At 67.1% G+C, this 14,760-nt stretch carries 22 protein-coding genes; 11 read left to right on the forward strand and 11 right to left on the reverse strand.

Translation table 11 applies throughout. The features are described from left to right. Positions 1-21: 21 nt before the first annotated feature. The 9 genes from C0V74_RS12930 to C0V74_RS12935 form a co-directional block, all read right to left on the reverse strand. Positions 22-198 carry a hypothetical protein gene (locus C0V74_RS12930; RefSeq protein WP_165938647.1) on the reverse strand — a complete coding sequence of 59 codons (177 nt, stop codon included), beginning with the start codon at positions 196-198 and terminating at the stop codon, positions 22-24. After that, the gene (locus C0V74_RS10475; RefSeq protein ID WP_131626208.1) at positions 195-434 is read right to left on the reverse strand and encodes a hypothetical protein; all 240 of its coding nucleotides are present in this window, start codon (positions 432-434) and stop codon (positions 195-197) included. The genes C0V74_RS12930 and C0V74_RS10475 overlap by 4 nt, the downstream gene beginning before the upstream one ends. 34 nt (positions 435-468) lie before the next feature. Continuing rightward, positions 469-732 (reverse strand): hypothetical protein, encoded by a 264-nt coding sequence (locus C0V74_RS10480; RefSeq protein ID WP_131626207.1) that lies wholly within the window; start codon positions 730-732, stop codon positions 469-471. Further along, positions 729-1,067, reverse strand: coding sequence for a hypothetical protein (locus tag C0V74_RS10485; protein ID WP_143251714.1), 339 nt, complete (start codon positions 1,065-1,067; stop codon positions 729-731). The genes C0V74_RS10480 and C0V74_RS10485 overlap by 4 nt, the downstream gene beginning before the upstream one ends. Beyond that, positions 1,067-1,378, reverse strand: coding sequence for a hypothetical protein (locus C0V74_RS10490; protein WP_131626205.1), 312 nt, complete (start codon positions 1,376-1,378; stop codon positions 1,067-1,069). The genes C0V74_RS10485 and C0V74_RS10490 overlap by 1 nt, the downstream gene beginning before the upstream one ends. 25 nt (positions 1,379-1,403) lie before the next feature. Continuing rightward, positions 1,404-1,781 carry an envelope stress response membrane protein PspC gene (gene pspC, locus C0V74_RS10495; RefSeq protein ID WP_131626204.1) on the reverse strand — a complete coding sequence of 126 codons (378 nt, stop codon included), beginning with the start codon at positions 1,779-1,781 and terminating at the stop codon, positions 1,404-1,406. Then, entirely contained in the window at positions 1,778-2,074 is a 297-nt protein-coding gene (gene pspB, locus C0V74_RS10500) for an envelope stress response membrane protein PspB (RefSeq protein WP_131626203.1), read from the reverse strand. Before pspB ends, pspC begins: the two co-directional genes overlap by 4 nt. A 3-nt stretch (positions 2,075-2,077) precedes the next feature. After that, on the reverse strand, positions 2,078-2,860 hold the full coding sequence (pspA, locus tag C0V74_RS10505) for a phage shock protein PspA (protein ID WP_246845006.1): 783 nt from the start codon (positions 2,858-2,860) through the stop codon (positions 2,078-2,080). A 116-nt stretch (positions 2,861-2,976) separates the two neighbouring features. After that, positions 2,977-3,159, reverse strand: coding sequence for a hypothetical protein (locus C0V74_RS12935; protein WP_210413485.1), 183 nt, complete (start codon positions 3,157-3,159; stop codon positions 2,977-2,979). A gap of 110 nt (positions 3,160-3,269) precedes the next feature. On the opposite strand from C0V74_RS12935, the gene pspF reads away from it, so the two are divergent. Then, the gene (pspF, locus tag C0V74_RS10510; protein ID WP_143251715.1) at positions 3,270-4,304 is read left to right on the forward strand and encodes a phage shock protein operon transcriptional activator; all 1,035 of its coding nucleotides are present in this window, start codon (positions 3,270-3,272) and stop codon (positions 4,302-4,304) included. Here the strand turns inward: pspF and rnk are convergent. Continuing rightward, a complete protein-coding gene (rnk, locus tag C0V74_RS10515; protein WP_143251716.1) occupies positions 4,301-4,705 on the reverse strand; it encodes a nucleoside diphosphate kinase regulator in 405 nt (134 codons plus the stop codon). The two genes, pspF and rnk, sit on opposite strands and share 4 nt — an antisense overlap. A gap of 324 nt (positions 4,706-5,029) precedes the next feature. On the opposite strand from rnk, the gene rimP reads away from it, so the two are divergent. Genes rimP through rbfA form a run of 6 tightly spaced genes read left to right on the forward strand, consistent with a single transcriptional unit; the run spans position 5,030 to position 11,619 of the window. After that, positions 5,030-5,590 carry a ribosome maturation protein RimP gene (gene rimP, locus C0V74_RS10520; protein WP_143251717.1) on the forward strand — a complete coding sequence of 187 codons (561 nt, stop codon included), beginning with the start codon at positions 5,030-5,032 and terminating at the stop codon, positions 5,588-5,590. A 7-nt stretch (positions 5,591-5,597) separates the two neighbouring features. After that, on the forward strand, positions 5,598-7,262 hold the full coding sequence (nusA, locus tag C0V74_RS10525; protein WP_143251718.1) for a transcription termination factor NusA: 1,665 nt from the start codon (positions 5,598-5,600) through the stop codon (positions 7,260-7,262). Beyond that, complete coding sequence (locus C0V74_RS10530; protein ID WP_143251719.1) at positions 7,243-8,034, forward strand: DUF448 domain-containing protein; 792 nt, start codon at positions 7,243-7,245, stop codon at positions 8,032-8,034. The genes nusA and C0V74_RS10530 overlap by 20 nt, the downstream gene beginning before the upstream one ends. Before the next feature lie 4 nt (positions 8,035-8,038). After that, a complete protein-coding gene (gene infB / locus C0V74_RS10535) occupies positions 8,039-10,636 on the forward strand; it encodes a translation initiation factor IF-2 (RefSeq protein WP_143251720.1) in 2,598 nt (865 codons plus the stop codon). A gap of 3 nt (positions 10,637-10,639) precedes the next feature. After that, positions 10,640-11,215: a DUF1697 domain-containing protein gene (locus C0V74_RS10540; RefSeq protein WP_143251721.1), complete on the forward strand. Its 576-nt coding sequence runs from the start codon at positions 10,640-10,642 to the stop codon at positions 11,213-11,215. Then, a complete protein-coding gene (gene rbfA, locus C0V74_RS10545; protein ID WP_143251722.1) occupies positions 11,215-11,619 on the forward strand; it encodes a 30S ribosome-binding factor RbfA in 405 nt (134 codons plus the stop codon). Before C0V74_RS10540 ends, rbfA begins: the two co-directional genes overlap by 1 nt. A gap of 3 nt (positions 11,620-11,622) precedes the next feature. Here rbfA and C0V74_RS10550 read toward each other — a convergent pair whose 3' ends face one another. Beyond that, positions 11,623-12,081, reverse strand: coding sequence for a DUF4126 domain-containing protein (locus tag C0V74_RS10550; RefSeq protein ID WP_143251723.1), 459 nt, complete (start codon positions 12,079-12,081; stop codon positions 11,623-11,625). 111 nt (positions 12,082-12,192) lie between these two features. Between C0V74_RS10550 and C0V74_RS10555 the strand changes: the two genes are divergently transcribed. The 4 genes from C0V74_RS10555 to rpsO are packed head-to-tail and all read left to right on the forward strand — an operon-like array spanning position 12,193 to position 14,674. Further along, on the forward strand, positions 12,193-12,777 hold the full coding sequence (locus C0V74_RS10555) for a thymidine kinase (RefSeq protein WP_131626194.1): 585 nt from the start codon (positions 12,193-12,195) through the stop codon (positions 12,775-12,777). Positions 12,778-12,799: 22 nt separating this feature from the next. Further along, positions 12,800-13,480 (forward strand): site-2 protease family protein, encoded by a 681-nt coding sequence (locus C0V74_RS10560; protein WP_143251724.1) that lies wholly within the window; start codon positions 12,800-12,802, stop codon positions 13,478-13,480. Further along, positions 13,473-14,408 (forward strand): tRNA pseudouridine(55) synthase TruB, encoded by a 936-nt coding sequence (gene truB, locus C0V74_RS10565; RefSeq protein WP_143251725.1) that lies wholly within the window; start codon positions 13,473-13,475, stop codon positions 14,406-14,408. The genes C0V74_RS10560 and truB overlap by 8 nt, the downstream gene beginning before the upstream one ends. Then, positions 14,405-14,674 carry a 30S ribosomal protein S15 gene (gene rpsO, locus C0V74_RS10570; protein ID WP_131626191.1) on the forward strand — a complete coding sequence of 90 codons (270 nt, stop codon included), beginning with the start codon at positions 14,405-14,407 and terminating at the stop codon, positions 14,672-14,674. Before truB ends, rpsO begins: the two co-directional genes overlap by 4 nt. The last annotated feature ends 86 nt before the right edge of the window (positions 14,675-14,760 follow it).

The following is a 14,760-nucleotide window of genomic DNA, read 5'->3' on the forward strand; positions in this document are numbered from 1 at the left end:
AGCCCCGATTGTCCTCGGGTCCTAGCCCGACAGCCCCCCCGGGCGGGTGAAGGCGTAGTAGATGACGTAGAACCAGCCGAAGAACCCCTGGATCACGGCCCAGACGATCGACTTGTGCAAGCTCCAGCTGATCGCGACTGCGATCGCGCTGCCAAGCCCAATGCCAACCTGCGCGGCGTCTCCTGCCCGGACACTCACAGGTCGACCCCGCTGGCAATCGCTTCCAGCTTGCGGATGCGCTCCTTGAGGTCGCTCAATTCGATCCGCGCCGCGCCCAGCGCGTTGCCGCTGTCCGGTTCGCGCGTCCTGGTGGGTGCCTGTTCCAATTCATGCTCCTTCAGCGTCAGCCAGCCTTGCCACCCGCGCAGCATCGCGAACGCGACGATGGCGATGGCGACCAACGAGGTGGCGGCTACGACGATATGCTCGCTCATGTCCTGGTTCCTCCTTGCTTTTGCTGCACCACAATCAGCGGTCGCGCAGCGCCTCGATCTCATCGGCGACGCGGCGGGTTTCCTGGGCGTTCGACGTGTGCGCCTCGGTCGTGATGCGTTCCAGCACCTTGAGCCGCTCGCGCAGATCCTCGACCTCGCTGCGCAGGGCGAGTTTCTCGCCGTCGTCTTTCGGCGGGCTCGCGAGCGTCCGGCCGCTGGGGCTGTTGTATTTCGCGATCCGCATCGATGCGAACGCGATGATCGCTACGATCGCGACGAGGGCCGTCCAGAAGCTCACTGTACTTTCTCCGATGAACCACGCAGGCGCTCGATCTCATGCGTCAGGCGAAAGCCGCCGTCGGTGACGATCCGTTCGATCGTTTCCAGCCGCTCGCGCATCGCGCCGACTTCCGCCTTCAGCTGCGCGTTCTCCTGCGTGAGCAATTGAACCCGGGCGACGGCTTCCTTGTCGGTGTTGGGCTTGAGCGACTGGCCCCACATGCCTTCCAGCGGGTAGCCGTTCTTGATCTTGAGCCGGGTCGTATGGACCGAGGCGAGGATGCCGCCGATGCCAAGCAGGAACCCGCCGCCGATCAGGTATCCGAGATAAGGGGCTAGCTCACTGATCGGCATCAGACACGCTCCCGGCTGCGCAGGTGATCGATCGCGACCCCGTCGCCTTCTTCCACCCGCCGCTGGTCGCGCAGCGCCTCGATCTGGGTGGCGACATCGTAGCCGCGGTCGGTGACGATCCGCTCGAGCACCCGGACGCGCTCTTCCAGCTCTTTCACGTGACTGGTGTACTGCGCGGCCTTTTCCGCGCTCAGTTCGGCGGTGGAACGGACGTTCATCTCGGCCAGCTTCTGCTGATGCTTGGTCCAGATCGCTACGATCGGGATCATCAGCGCCACGATCGGGATGAGTAGGGCAATCGTGCCTTCCATGGTGGTTCCCCTGTTGTGTGACGGCTCAGCGCAGCCGTTCGATTTCGGCGGACAGGCGCGGATTGCTGGTGACGTAGTAGGTCTCGACCTCGGCCAGCCGGCGATCGATGTCCTTCATCTTGCCCCGGATCTCGCGGGCGGTGCGCTTGGGGCTCTGCCGGACGCGCTGCCAGTACTTGCTCTCGTCCTGGTCGACGTAGAGGTGCGGCGGCTTCTTGTTCAGCAGCATGCCGGCGATGAAATAAGCGGGCAGCAGGATCGGTGCGACCGTCAGCAGCAGGATGATGAAGCCCAGCCGCACCCACAGGGTGTTGACCCCGGTGTAGTCGGCGATCCCCGAGCAGACGCCCAGCAGCTTGGCGTTCTGCTTGTCGCGGTAAAGCGTGGTGCGCGGCGTGTTCATGGGCGGATTCCCTTCTTCCCGGCGAGCAGGCGGTCGAGTTCGCGCAAGGGGGCGTCATCCACCTCCTGGTCATGCATCAGGCGCGCCGGCTTGAAATCCTCGTGGTCGCTGGCGACCAGGCGCTCGACGGTGTCCATCCGCGCGTCGAGCCGCTTCGCCAGGCTGTAGAGTTCTTCCAGCAGCGCTTCGTCGTCGGTGGTGATCGTCGCGGCGGTCTTCCACTTGGTGATGTAGTGCATGATGATCCAGGGCAGGCCCAGAAGCACCGCAATGATGGGAACAGCTTCCTCCACCGATCAACCCTCCTTCGTGTCGTCTTGGTCGCTCAGGCCGAGCGCGCGTTTCATCTCCGCCAGTTCGTCGTCGATCTGGTCCTTGCCGGCGAGCGCGGCGATCTCGTCCGACAGGCTCGGCTTGCCCGATCCATCGGCGATGCTCAGGGCGTCGGCGCGGCCTTCGGCGTAATCGACCCGGCGTTCGAGCTGGTCGAAGCGGGTCAGCGCTTCGTCCACCCGTTCGTTAGTCATCAGGCTGCGCAGCTTGACCCGGTTTTCAGCGCTCTCCAGGCGAGCGGCGATGGCGGTCTGGCGGCTGCGGGCTTCGCGCAGGCGGACCTGCAGCTTCTCGATGTCCTGCTCGTATGCGCGCAGAGCATCGTCGAGCACGGCGATTTCCTGCTTGAGCTGGTCGGCCATATCGCCGGCCTTCTTCTTTTCGACCAACGCGGCGCGGGCGAGGTCCTCGCGGTCCTTCGAAAGGGCGAGTTGCGCCTTGTCCGACCAGTCGGCCTGGAGCCGTTCCAGCTTGACCGTGTGACGGTGCATTTCCTTTTGATCGGCGATCGTGCGGGCCGCGCTGGCGCGCACCTCGACGAGCGTCTCCTCCATTTCGAGGATGATCATGCGGATCATCTTCGTCGGGTCGTCGGCCTTGTCGAGCATATCTGTGAAGTTGGCCGCGATGATGTCACGGGTGCGGCTGAAAATGCCCATGAAGGCGACTCCGTAATTGGCATCTCGGGGGGTTGAGGCCTGCGTCGGCGTGGGGCTGCGGCGCAGGCGTTCGACTTCGCGCTCGATGCGGCTGGCAGGACGGGCCGAAGCGTCATCGGCGCGGGAGGACTGGGGTCCGCGCGATGAAGAGGTTGAGCGCTCCGGCCCTAGCGGGTCGAACGGATCGTCGGAGACGGGCTTGTTCACGCCAGCTCCACGGTCTGGAACACCGGCACCGCGGCATAGGCGGGGGTCGCCTGAAGCTGGCTGCTCAGCGCCACGAACAGGGCCATGGCAGCGACGCTGGCAGCGGCGGCTTGGCCGAGGCGGCTCTGTAGGAAACGGCGGTCGAACATCGATTGGTGCTCCGGTTGATAGATGTTCACATATTAGCAAGGCGCGTGCCAAACCCGATTTACGGATACGAAGCATACTCCGCGCTATTGCCGCATGGTTTTGTTTGCCGACAATTGGCGAAATCCGCTATGCGTTGGGCATGGAGCGGGAAAGCCAGTTCATCGGCCAATCGGGCGCCTTTCTCGACGCTGTCGAGCGGGCGAGCCATGCCGCCACCATGAACCGCCCGGTGCTCGTCGTCGGGGAGCGCGGGACTGGCAAGGAATTGATCGCCGAACGCCTGCATCGCCTGTCGAGCCGGTGGGACGAACCGCTGGTCACGATGAATTGCGCCGCCTTGCCCGAGACGCTGATCGAGGCCGAATTGTTCGGTCACGAAGCGGGCGCCTTCACCGGCGCGACCCGATCGCGCGCCGGGCGGTTCGAGGAAGCGGACCGGGGCACGCTGTTCCTCGATGAGTTGGCGACGTTGAGCATGCAGGCGCAGGAGCGGTTGCTGCGGGCGGTGGAATATGGGGAGGTAACCCGGATCGGGTCGAACCGGCCGCAGCGGGTCGATGTCCGGATCGTCGCGGCGACGAATGAGGATCTGCCGCAGCTGGCGGACGAGGGGCGGTTCCGGGCAGACCTGCTCGACCGGCTCAGCTTCGAGGTGATCACCCTGCCGCCACTGCGGGTGCGCGAAGGCGATGTCGCTGTTCTGGCGGAGTTTTTCGGCCGCCGCATGGCCAGCGAGCTGCGCTGGGAGGGCTGGCCGGGGTTTGCCGAGCACGTGCGCGAACAGCTGCAGCGGCACCTGTGGCCGGGCAACGTGCGCGAATTGAGGAACGTCATCGAACGGGCGGTCTACCGCTGGGGCGACGCGGACAACCCGATCGGGCACGTGGTGTTCGATCCGTTCGAAAGCCCCTGGAAACCGACCGCGCAAGTCACCGCACAAAAGGTTCAACCTGCGTCCCAGCAGCCCGCAACCGCGCCGGATTACGATCAGGTCGCCGATCTGCGCGCCGCGGTCGAATCGCATGAACGAGCGATCGTCGAACATGCCTTGGGCAAGCATCGCTGGAACCAGCGGCAGACCGCCAAGGCGTTGGGTTTGTCCTACGACCAGTTGCGCCATTGCATCCGAAAGCACGGACTGGCCGAACGCGGCGGCGAGGAAGCGGCAGCCTAGTCCGGTCGGACTACCCTGACGATCGTCAGCGTGCGTGGGTGGCCCCCGCGGTCGGGCCAAGCGATCGACTGGCCGGCGCGCAAGCCCAGCAGTCCGGCGCCCACCGGCGTAAGGATCGACACCCGACCTTGCGCGATGTCAGCATCCCGCGGGTATACGAGTTCAACTGTACGCTGCTCCCCGGTCTCCTCGACCATGAATTCGATCGTCGCGCCCATCGTCACCACGTCAGGAGGGATTTCGTGAGGGCGGCGCAATTCGGCGCGGTCCAGTTCTTCGAGGAGCAGGCGGCTGACCAGGGGATGGCGGTCGGCAACCGCGACGGCGAGGTCGGCGAGCGCATCGGCTTCGCCTTCGGCAACGAGGATGGGAGGGCGCGTAGGCGCGTGCTTGGTGGCCATGGAACGGTTCTTTCGACGGGTGAGGTGATGCCGCGCGGGCATGACGCGAGCGGTGCCGGGGCCCCGGTCCGGGGCACCAGGCACCGGCCGGGGCTAGCTGCCCGCGAGCAGTTGACCGCCGAGGTGTCGAAAGAACTGCGTCATAGCGGCCGATGCTGTCACCAGCCCGGCCAGGTGTCAATCGTGCGGCGACAACCTGACTCTTGCGCTTGCTTTGTAGGACTTGGCGGACTATCTGCGCGATCAATCCCACATCGCAAGACTGAGGGGCTGGCGCCGAAAGGCCCCGGCGCCAAAGGTGCTTGCCGAACACGAAAGTCCCTCTTGGCCGATATCGCCCGCTTGACCCAGCTGATCGCACCCGAGGCCGAAGCGCTCGGGTTCGATCTTGTGCGGGTGAAGATGATGGCGAGCGAAGCCGGTGACGGCGGCCTGGCCTTGCAGATCATGGCCGAGGACCCCGCGACCGGTCAGCTGGTGATCGACCAGTGCGCCGCGCTATCCCGCCGGGTATCCGCGGTGATCGACGAGGCGGAAGAGTCGGGCGAGGAACTGATCGAGGGCGCCTATCACCTCGAAGTCAGCAGCCCCGGCATCGACCGGCCGCTTACCCGACCCAAGGATTTCGCCAACTGGGCAGGGCACGAGGCGAAGATCGAGACGCTTTCGCCGATCAATGGTCAGAAGCGGTTTCGTGGCAAGCTCGTCGGAATGTCACCCGACGGGGACGCCGCCGGGATCTACAACAAGGACGGCGACATCACCTTCATCGTCTTGTCCGAAATCCAGTCGGCCAAGCTCGTCCTCACCGACGCGCTGATCGCCGCCACCCAACCCCTCGACACGTCAGGTGCCGACGAAATTCTCGAAACAGAGGAAGAGTAAGACCGCCATGGCCACCTCCATTTCCGCCAACCGGGCAGAACTGCTCGCGATCGCCAACTCGGTCGCGTCGGAAAAGATGATCGACAAGTCCATCGTCATCGAGGCGATGGAAGAAGCGATCCAGAAGGCCGCCCGCGCGCGGTACGGCAACGAGAACGACATCCGCGCCAAGCTCGACCCGCTGACCGGCGACCTGCGCCTGTGGCGCGTGGTCGAGGTGGTTGAGGAAGTGGAGGACTACTTCAAGCAGGTCGGGCTCGAGCAGGCGGCCAAGCTGCAGGCCGATGCCAAGGTCGGCGACTACATCGTCGATCCGCTGCCGCCGGTCGATCTTGGCCGGATCGACGCGCAGAGCGCCAAGCAGGTGATCTTCCAGAAGGTCCGCGATGCCGAGCGCGAGCGGCAGTTCGAAGAATTCCAGGACCGCGCGGGCGAGATCATCACGGGCGTGATCAAGTCGGTCGAATTCGGCCACGTGATCGTCAACCTCGGCCGCGCCGAAGGCGTGATCCGGCGCGACCAGCAAATCCCCCGCGAAGCCGCCCGTCCGGGCGAGCGGGTCCGCGCGCTGATCACCAAGGTGGAGCGCAACAATCGCGGGCCGCAGATCTTCCTTTCCCGCGCCCACCCCGAATTCATGAAGAAGCTGTTCGCGCAGGAAGTGCCCGAGATCTATGACGGGGTGATCACCATCCAGGCCGCCGCCCGCGATCCGGGCAGCCGCGCCAAGATCGGCGTGATCAGCCGCGATTCGAGCATCGATCCGGTCGGCGCCTGCGTCGGCATGAAGGGCAGCCGCGTGCAGGCCGTCGTCCAGGAACTGCAGGGCGAGAAGATCGACATCATCCCCTGGAGCGAGGACACCGCGACGTTCGTGGTCAACGCGCTGCAGCCCGCCACCGTCAGCCGCGTGGTGCTCGATGAAGAGGACGGGCGCATCGAAGTCGTGGTGCCCGACGACCAGCTCAGCCTGGCGATCGGCCGCCGCGGCCAGAACGTGCGTCTGGCTTCGCAGCTGACCGGTCACCAGATCGACATCATGACCGAGGAAGAAGCGAGCGAGAAGCGCAGCAAGGAATTCGCCGAGCGGTCCAAGATGTTTGAGGAAGAACTCGACGTCGATGAGACGCTGAGCCAGCTGCTGGTGGCCGAAGGCTTCGCCGAACTGGAGGAGGTCGCCTATGTCGACCTGTCCGAGCTGGCCGGGATCGAAGGCTTCGACGACGAACTCGCCGAGGAACTGCAGAGCCGCGCGACCGAGGCGCTGGAGCGGCAGGAAGCCGGCCATCGCCAGGAGCGCCAGGCGCTCGGGGTCGAGGATGCGCTGGCCGACATCCCGCATCTCAACGAAAAGATGCTGGTCACGCTGGGCAAGGCAGGGATCAAGACGCTCGACGATCTGGCCGACCTCGCCACCGACGAACTGATCGCCAAGAAGCGCGAAGCGCCCCGCCGCCGCCAGCCCGCGCCGACCGAAGGTCCGCGCCTGCGCAGCGATCGCCCGGCCAAGCCCGAAGACAAGGGCGGCGTGCTGGGCGAATACGGCCTGACCGAAGAGCAGGGCAACGAGATCATCATGGCGGCCCGCGCCCACTGGTTCGACGATGAGGAAGCGCCTGCCGATGCCGGCGCTTCGACCGAGGAGGCCGTGAATGCGGACTCCGAACAATGAGCCGCTAGGTTCCGACATCGCAGAGGGGTCCCCGGAAAGTGGTACTTTCCGGGATGCCCAAACGCGCGGCCCCCGCAAGGCGGAGCCGGAGCGCAAGTGCATCCTGTCAGGGGAGCATGGCGCGCGGGATGCGCTGGTGCGGCTGGCGGTTTCGCCCGATGGCCTGGTGCTGCCCGACATTCACGCCAAGGCACCCGGACGCGGTGCGTGGCTGGCCGTGTCGCGCGCCGAGCTTGAGACGGCGATCGCCAAGGGCAAGCTGAAGGGCGCGCTCGCCCGCGCGTTCAGCAAATCTGTGGGGGGCGCGGCGCTGACCGTGCCCGAAGACCTGCCGCAGCGGATCGAGGACGGCCTGCGCCGCGCGCTGCTCGACCGGCTCGGCCTCGAAATGCGCGCCGGACATCTTATCTTGGGGTCCGAACGGATCGCGGAGCATGCCCGGGGCGGGGCGGTGGACCTGCTGCTGCACGCCTCCGACGCCAGGGAAGACGGCAACCGCAAGCTGGACCAGGCGTGGCGCGTGGGGCGCGACGTGGAAGGATCGGGCGAGATCGGGGTGGTCTTGCCACTGGACCGGGCGGCTTTGTCTGTGGCAATGGGCCGCGACAACGTCGTCCATATGGCGCTGGCCGATGCGGCCGCAGCCGCGCGGGTATCGCTCGCGCTTGAGCGCCTGAAGCATTTCCTGGGGCATCCGACCGCGGATGCCGCAACGCAAGCCGGTGAGCCGCCGCTCGCCGGGATGGACGACCGATCGAAGGACGAGTTTTAAGTTTATGAGCGACAGCAACGACACTCCGCGCGAACGCAAGCCATTGGGGCTGAAGCGTTCGGTCGACGCGGGCGAGGTCAAGCAGACCTTCAGCCACGGCCGCACCAACAAGGTGGTGGTCGAGGTCAAGCGTCGCCGCCTGGTGGGCAAGCCGGGGGAGGCCGCTCCGCCGCCGCCGCCGGTCGAGGCTGCGCCTCCGCCGCCGCCGCCGCCACCCCCTCCGCCGGCGCCCGCCGCGCGCAAGGCCGCGCCGTCGGGCGAAACCCCGCAGGAGCGAGTCGCTCGCCTGCAGCGCGAGGCCGAAGAAGCGCGCCTCGCCACCCTGGCCCAGCAAACCGAGCGTGAGGCCGAAGAACGCGCCCGCGCGATCGAGGAAGAACGCCGCCGCGCCGAAGCCAAGCGCGAGGCCGAGACCGCCGCCGCGCAGGAACCCGCGCCGGCGCCTGCGCCTGACGCCGCTCCGGCCGCCGCACCCGAAACCGCCGCCGCTCCCACGGGCGAAGGTGCCGCAGAAGTTGCGGGTGAAGCCGCTGCTGAAGGGTCAGCCGAAGGTTCGGGCGATGCCGCCAGCACCGCCGCGCCCGCCGCGCGCCGGTTCACCCCGGTTGCCCGTCCCGAGATCAAGCGCCCCGAGAAGAAGAAAGAGGAGAAGCGCCCTGTCGCGGCTCCGGAACGTGGCGGCGGCGGTGCCGGCGATCGCCGCTCGGGCAAGCTGACCGTCACCCGCGCGCTCAATGAGGACGAAGGGCGCCGGGCGCGCTCGCTCGCCGCGCTGAAGCGCGCCCGCGAAAAGGAACGCCGCACGCACGGCGGCCCGTCGACTCCGCGCGAAAAGCAGGTGCGCGACGTGGTCGTGCCCGAAGCGATCACCGTGCAGGAACTCGCCAACCGGATGGCCGAAAAGGGCGCCGACCTGGTGAAGGCGCTGTTCAACATGGGCATGATGGTCACCGTCAACCAGACGATCGACCAGGACACCGCCGAACTGCTGGTCGAGGAATTCGGTCACAACCTGACCCGCGTTTCGGCGAGCGATGTCGACATCGACGCCAGCGAGGACGCCGATCCCGAAGACACGCTGCAGCCGCGCCCGCCGGTGGTGACGATCATGGGCCACGTCGATCACGGCAAGACCTCGCTGCTCGACGCGCTGCGCGGAACCGACGTGGTGAAGGGGGAAGCCGGCGGCATCACCCAGCACATCGGCGCCTACCAGATCACCACCAAGGGTCAGAAGGGTCAGCCGGGCGAGAAGATCACCTTCCTCGACACCCCGGGCCACGCCGCGTTCACCGAAATGCGCGCGCGCGGCGCGAACGTGACCGACATCGTCATCCTGGTGGTGGCGGGCGACGACGCGATCATGCCGCAGACGATCGAGGCGATCAGCCACACCAAGGCGGCCGGCGTGCCGATGATCGTGGCGATCACCAAGTCCGACCGTCCCGAATACAACCCGCAGAAGATTCGCGAGCGCCTGCTTGAGCACGAAGTCATCGTCGAGGCGATGAGCGGCGACGTGCAGGACGTGGAAGTCTCGGCCAAGACCGGTGCCGGGCTCGACGACCTGATCGCCAAGATCCTGCTCCAGGCCGAACTGCTCGAACTGAAGGCCAACCCCGATCGCGCGGCGGAAGCGACCGTGATCGAGGCGCAGCTCGACAAGGGCCGCGGTCCGGTCGCGACGGTGCTGGTCACCCGCGGCACGCTGAAGCGGGGCGACACCTTCGTGGTGGGCACCGAAAGCGGCCGGGTGCGCGCGCTGGTCGACGACAAGGGCAAGCAGGTCAAGGAAGCGGGCCCGTCGGTCCCGGTCGAGGTCCTCGGCCTGGGCGGCGTGCCCGACGCCGGCGAGCAGATGACCGTGGTCGAGAACGAGCAGCGCGCCCGCGAAGTCGCGCAGTACCGCCAGGAACGCGCGACCGAAAAGCGCACCGCGCTCGCCCCGACCAACTTCGACACGATGTTCTCCAACCTGAAGAGCGACGTGGTCGAATACCCGGTGGTGGTGAAGGCCGACGTGAAGGGTTCGGTCGAGGCGATCGTCACGGCGCTGCACGCGATCTCGAACGACGACATCAAGGTCCGCGTGCTGCACGCGGGCGTGGGTGCCATCACCGAGAGCGACGTCCAGCTGGCCGCCGCTTCCAAGGCACCGATCATCGGCTTCAACGTGCGGCCCAATCCCAAGGCGCGCCTGCTGGTCACGCGCGACCGGGTGGAGATGAAATACTTCGACGTCATCTATCACCTGACCGAGGAGATCTCGAAAGAGATGGCCGGCGTGCTGGGTCCCCTGCGGATCGAGAACGTGCTGGGCCGGGCCGAGGTCAAGGAAGTGTTCAAGTCGGGCAAGAAGGACAAGGCCGCCGGCCTGCTGGTGGTCGAGGGTTCGATCCGCAAGGGTCTCCACGCCCGGCTCACCCGCGCCGACGTCATCGTTTCCGCGACCACCATCGCCTCGCTGCGGCGGTTCAAGGACGACGTCGACGAAGTCCGCGGCGGGCTGGAATGCGGCGTGGTGCTAGCCGACACCAACGACATCAAGCCGGGCGACCAGCTCGAGGTGTTCGAGGTCGAGGAGCGGGAACGCATCCTCTAGCCGATGGAACGCTACGTCGCCCTGCTCGGGTCGATCAACGTCGGGGGCAACCGGCTGCTGATGGCGGACCTGCGCCACGCGCTCGAGCGCGAGGAGTTCGAGGACGTGGAGACGGTCGTCGCCAGCGGCAACGTGCTGTTCCGGCACGAGGAGCGCCCGTCGCATGGCCTGGCGGACAAGTTCGCCTACGTGCTGCGCGACCGGTTCGACATCGACAGCTTCGCCGCGGTCCGCACCCGCGACGAATTGGCGGCGGCGATCGACGGCAATCCGTTCCACGGGGTGGGGGAGGATAACCTCGTCCACACGCTGTTCCTGGAACGGCAGCCGAGCGCGCAGCAGTTCGCCGACCTGATCGACACCTACGCCGGCCGTGGTCCCGAAAAGCTCGCCCCGGGCACCTGCGCGCTGCACGTCGATTACATGACCGGCGTGGGGACCAGCAAGCTGACCGGCGCCTTCATCGAACGCAAGCTCGGCAGCCGCGCGACGGCACGCAACATGCGCTCGCTGAAGCGCATCCTGGCGAAAATGGACGGGGCGACGATGGACGCGGAAACGATGGATCAGGCAGACTGATGGCGCACAAGGCGGCCACTCCCGAACAGCAATCGGTCCGCGTCCTCAAGGTGGGCGAGCGGGTGCGCCACATCCTGTCCGAACTGCTCGCGCGGGGCGAGGTGCACGACGACGTGCTGACAGCGCACTCGGTCTCGGTCACCGAAGTGCGGATGACCCCCGACCTGCGCAACGCCGCCGCTTACGTGAAGCCGCTGTTGGGCAAGGACGAGGCGATCGTGCTGAAAGCGCTGCGGACAAACACCGCGTTCTTCCAGCGCGAGGTGGCGAAGCGCCTGGGCCTCAAGTTCGCGCCCCGCCTGTCGTTCAAGCCCGACGAAAGCTTCGACGAGGCTGAGCGGATCGAGCGCTTGCTCAACGATCCCAAGGTCGCGCGCGACCTTGGCGAGCCGGACGAAGACTGACGGTCAGCGGCGATCCGGTCCGCTGAGCGCGATGGCCAGCCCGCTGCCAAGCACCAGCGCATCTTCGACAAAGCCGGTGCGGGTCTGGCCCCACCGCTTCATCGCCGCACAGCGCAGCCGCCAGCCGATGTACGACGCACCCAGCGCGGTGACCGCCGCCACCGCCGCCCCGGCGGCCCGCTGCCCCCTTGGCGCCATGGCCGCCCCGGCATAGGCGCTGGTCAGCGTGCGCACGAACAGGCCGGCCGGGACGACGCGGTCGGGCGCGCTCTTCATCTTGTCGCCCGCCATCTCCGCCGCCGCGAGCGCCACGCTGCCGCCCGCGACATAGCGATTGCCGATCAGGCGCTGCAACGGCGCCGAAGCGGGCAGGGTGCCTTGCCGCGCGCCGGCGGCGGTCACCGCCAGCGGCGTGATCCCGCGCTGGCCAGCGACCAGCCCGATGAGAAACGAACGAAGCATGGCGATCCTTGAAAGTCCGGTTTCGGGCTTAACGCCGCGCGCCGGCCTTTTATCCGCAGGATCGCGCGGTCCCGGCTTTTCAAGCATCGCCCGCGCCGCCAGACCGCGCGCATGGCCAAGCTGTATTTCTACTACGCCAGCATGAACGCGGGGAAGAGCTCGACCCTGCTGCAGGCAGCCTTCAACTATGGCGAGCGCGACATGCGGGTGTCGCTGTGGACCGCCGCGCTCGACGATCGGCCCGGTTTCGGCGCGATCAGCAGCCGCATCGGGCTGGCCAGCGATGCCCATCGGTTCACCGGCGACACCGATATCGAAGCCCGCGTGCTGGCCGATGCCTACGAGGCGGCAATCGCCTGCGTGCTGGTGGACGAGGCGCAGTTCCTGACCAAGGCGCAGGTGTGGCAGCTCGCGCGCCTCGCCGACAGCGCGGACATCCCGGTCGTCTGCTATGGCCTGCGCACCGATTTCCAGGGAGAGCTGTTCGCCGGCTCCGCCGCCCTGCTGGGCATCGCCGATGCCCTGATCGAACTGAAGGGCGTGTGCCACTGCGGACGCAAGGCGACGATGAACCTGCGCGTCGACGAGCGGGGCAAGGCGGTGCGCGAAGGCGAGCAGACCGAGGTCGGCGGCAACGAGCGCTATGTGGCATTGTGTCGCAGGCACTTCTGCGCGGCGCTGGGACACCCCACATGAGCGGCCAACCCGGAAAGCATTGATGTCTGAAACCCTTCAACTCGCCCTGCTGCTGATACCCTGCCTGATCGTCGCCATCGTGTTTCACGAAGTGGCGCACGGCTGGGCGGCGCTGGCGCTGGGCGATCCCACCGCGAAGGAAGCGCGGCGGCTGAGCCTCAACCCCATTCTCCACGTCGATCCCATCGGCACGCTGCTGGTGCCGGGCGCGATGGCGCTGATCGGCGGGCCGATCTTCGGCTGGGCCAAGCCGGTGCCGGTCAACTTCGCCCGGCTGGACAACCCGCGGCTAGGCATGATGCTGGTCGCCGCCGCGGGACCCGGGACCAACATCCTGCTGGGCGCGCTCGGCGCGATCGCGCTCGGTCTGTATGCTGGCGCGATCGCCGTGCCGACCGAGGCGAATGAGTTTGTGATCGGCGGGCTGCTCCTATTCATCACGATCAACGTATTCCTCGCGCTGTTCAACCTGCTGCCGATCCCGCCGTTCGACGGCTCCCACATCGTCGAGGGGCTGCTGCCGCGCAGCCTGGCGCATCACTATGCCAAGCTGCGCAACTTGGGGATGCTGCTGTTCATCGCGCTGATCGCGGCGACCTGGGCGTTCCCTGAGGCCGGGATCATCGAGAACACCGTCGGCCCCCCGGTCGAATGGGTGCGGGGGCAGTTCCTGACCCTGGCGGGCTGGGTGGCGGGTGCCTGACCAGCCGCTTGCCGCGGTATCGGGCTGGCTGATCCTCGACAAGCCGCGCGGGCTCGGCTCCACGCAAGGGGTCGCGGCGGTCAAGCGGGTGCTGCGGCAGGCCGGGTACGGCAAGGTCAAGATCGGCCACGGCGGCACGCTCGACCCGCTGGCCGAAGGCGTGCTTCCGATCGCGCTGGGGGAGGCGACCAAGCTCGCCGGGCGGATGCTCGATGCGAGCAAGGTGTACGAGTTCACGATTGCCTTCGGCGAGGAAACCGACACGCTCGACACCGAGGGCGCGGTGGTCGCCCGCTCCGACCGGCTGCCGACCGCGGAAGAGGTCGAAGCGGTGCTGCCGCGCTTCACCGGCCCGATCGAGCAGGTTCCGCCGGCTTATTCGGCGCTGAAAGTCGGCGGGCGGCGGGCCTACGACCTCGCCCGGGCGGGCGAGGAGGTGGAACTGGCGATGCGGTCCGTGACCGTGTTCGACCTCGGGGCGATCGACGCGGCGCAGGCGGGCCGGATCACCCTGCGTGCTCACGTCAGCAAGGGTACGTACATCCGCTCCCTGGCACGGGACATCGCACGCGCGCTGGGGACGGTCGGCCACGTGACCTATCTCAGGCGCACGCAGGCGGGTCCGTTCGGGCAGGCGCAGGCGATTTCGCTGGACTTGCTGAACGAAATCGGCAACGGCGCGCGCCTTGAAGACCACCTCCTGCCGCTGGAGGCTGGGCTGGACGGTATCCCGGCCCATGACCTCGATCGAACAAGCGCGCAGGCGGCCCGACAGGGCCGGGTCTTGTTCGATCAAGCCTTGCCCGACGGGCTGTTCCTAGCGCGATACGCCGGCGTGCCGGTCGCGTTGATGGAAACCCGCGGGGGGACGACGACCGTCGTCCGCGGCTTCAACCTCCCCGATGCCGCGAAAGATGAAGACTTATGACGATTACCGCCGAAAAGAAGCAAGAGGTCATCAAGGATAACGCCCGTCAAGACGGCGATACCGGATCTCCCGAAGTGCAGGTCGCGATCCTCACCGAGCGTATCCGCAACCTCACCGACCACTTCAAGGGCCACCACAAGGACAACCATTCGCGGCGCGGGCTGCTGATGATGGTCAACAAGCGCCGCACGCTGCTCGCCTATCTCAAGAAGATCGACGTCGAGCGGTACAATGCGCTGATCGCGAAGCTCGGGCTTCGCAAGTAAGGTTCGCGGGAAGGGCGGCTTCAGGGCCGCCCTTCTTGCATTCGGGCTCGCGGGCATTCGGCCCGCCCGGCCCTGGGGCGACAGAC

Source organism: Altererythrobacter sp. TH136, assembly GCF_007065885.1.
Classification (GTDB): domain Bacteria; phylum Pseudomonadota; class Alphaproteobacteria; order Sphingomonadales; family Sphingomonadaceae; genus Tsuneonella.

Excerpts from the sequence above, each read along its gene's own strand:
- C0V74_RS10475 (WP_131626208.1), bottom strand. The coding sequence starts at position 434 with ATGAGCGAGCATATCGTCGTAGCCGCCACCTCGTTGGTCGCCATCGCC.
- C0V74_RS10485 (WP_143251714.1), bottom strand. The coding sequence starts at position 1,067 with ATGCCGATCAGTGAGCTAGCCCCTTATCTCGGATACCTGATCGGCGGC.
- C0V74_RS10490 (WP_131626205.1), bottom strand. The coding sequence starts at position 1,378 with ATGGAAGGCACGATTGCCCTACTCATCCCGATCGTGGCGCTGATGATC.
- pspC (WP_131626204.1), bottom strand. The coding sequence starts at position 1,781 with ATGAACACGCCGCGCACCACGCTTTACCGCGACAAGCAGAACGCCAAG.
- pspF (WP_143251715.1), top strand. The coding sequence starts at position 3,270 with ATGGAGCGGGAAAGCCAGTTCATCGGCCAATCGGGCGCCTTTCTCGAC.
- rnk (WP_143251716.1), bottom strand. The coding sequence starts at position 4,705 with ATGGCCACCAAGCACGCGCCTACGCGCCCTCCCATCCTCGTTGCCGAA.
- nusA (WP_143251718.1), top strand. The coding sequence starts at position 5,598 with ATGGCCACCTCCATTTCCGCCAACCGGGCAGAACTGCTCGCGATCGCC.
- C0V74_RS10530 (WP_143251719.1), top strand. The coding sequence starts at position 7,243 with ATGCGGACTCCGAACAATGAGCCGCTAGGTTCCGACATCGCAGAGGGG.
- infB (WP_143251720.1), top strand. The coding sequence starts at position 8,039 with ATGAGCGACAGCAACGACACTCCGCGCGAACGCAAGCCATTGGGGCTG.
- C0V74_RS10540 (WP_143251721.1), top strand. The coding sequence starts at position 10,640 with ATGGAACGCTACGTCGCCCTGCTCGGGTCGATCAACGTCGGGGGCAAC.
- rbfA (WP_143251722.1), top strand. The coding sequence starts at position 11,215 with ATGGCGCACAAGGCGGCCACTCCCGAACAGCAATCGGTCCGCGTCCTC.
- C0V74_RS10550 (WP_143251723.1), bottom strand. The coding sequence starts at position 12,081 with ATGCTTCGTTCGTTTCTCATCGGGCTGGTCGCTGGCCAGCGCGGGATC.
- C0V74_RS10555 (WP_131626194.1), top strand. The coding sequence starts at position 12,193 with ATGGCCAAGCTGTATTTCTACTACGCCAGCATGAACGCGGGGAAGAGC.
- C0V74_RS10560 (WP_143251724.1), top strand. The coding sequence starts at position 12,800 with ATGTCTGAAACCCTTCAACTCGCCCTGCTGCTGATACCCTGCCTGATC.
- rpsO (WP_131626191.1), top strand. The coding sequence starts at position 14,405 with ATGACGATTACCGCCGAAAAGAAGCAAGAGGTCATCAAGGATAACGCC.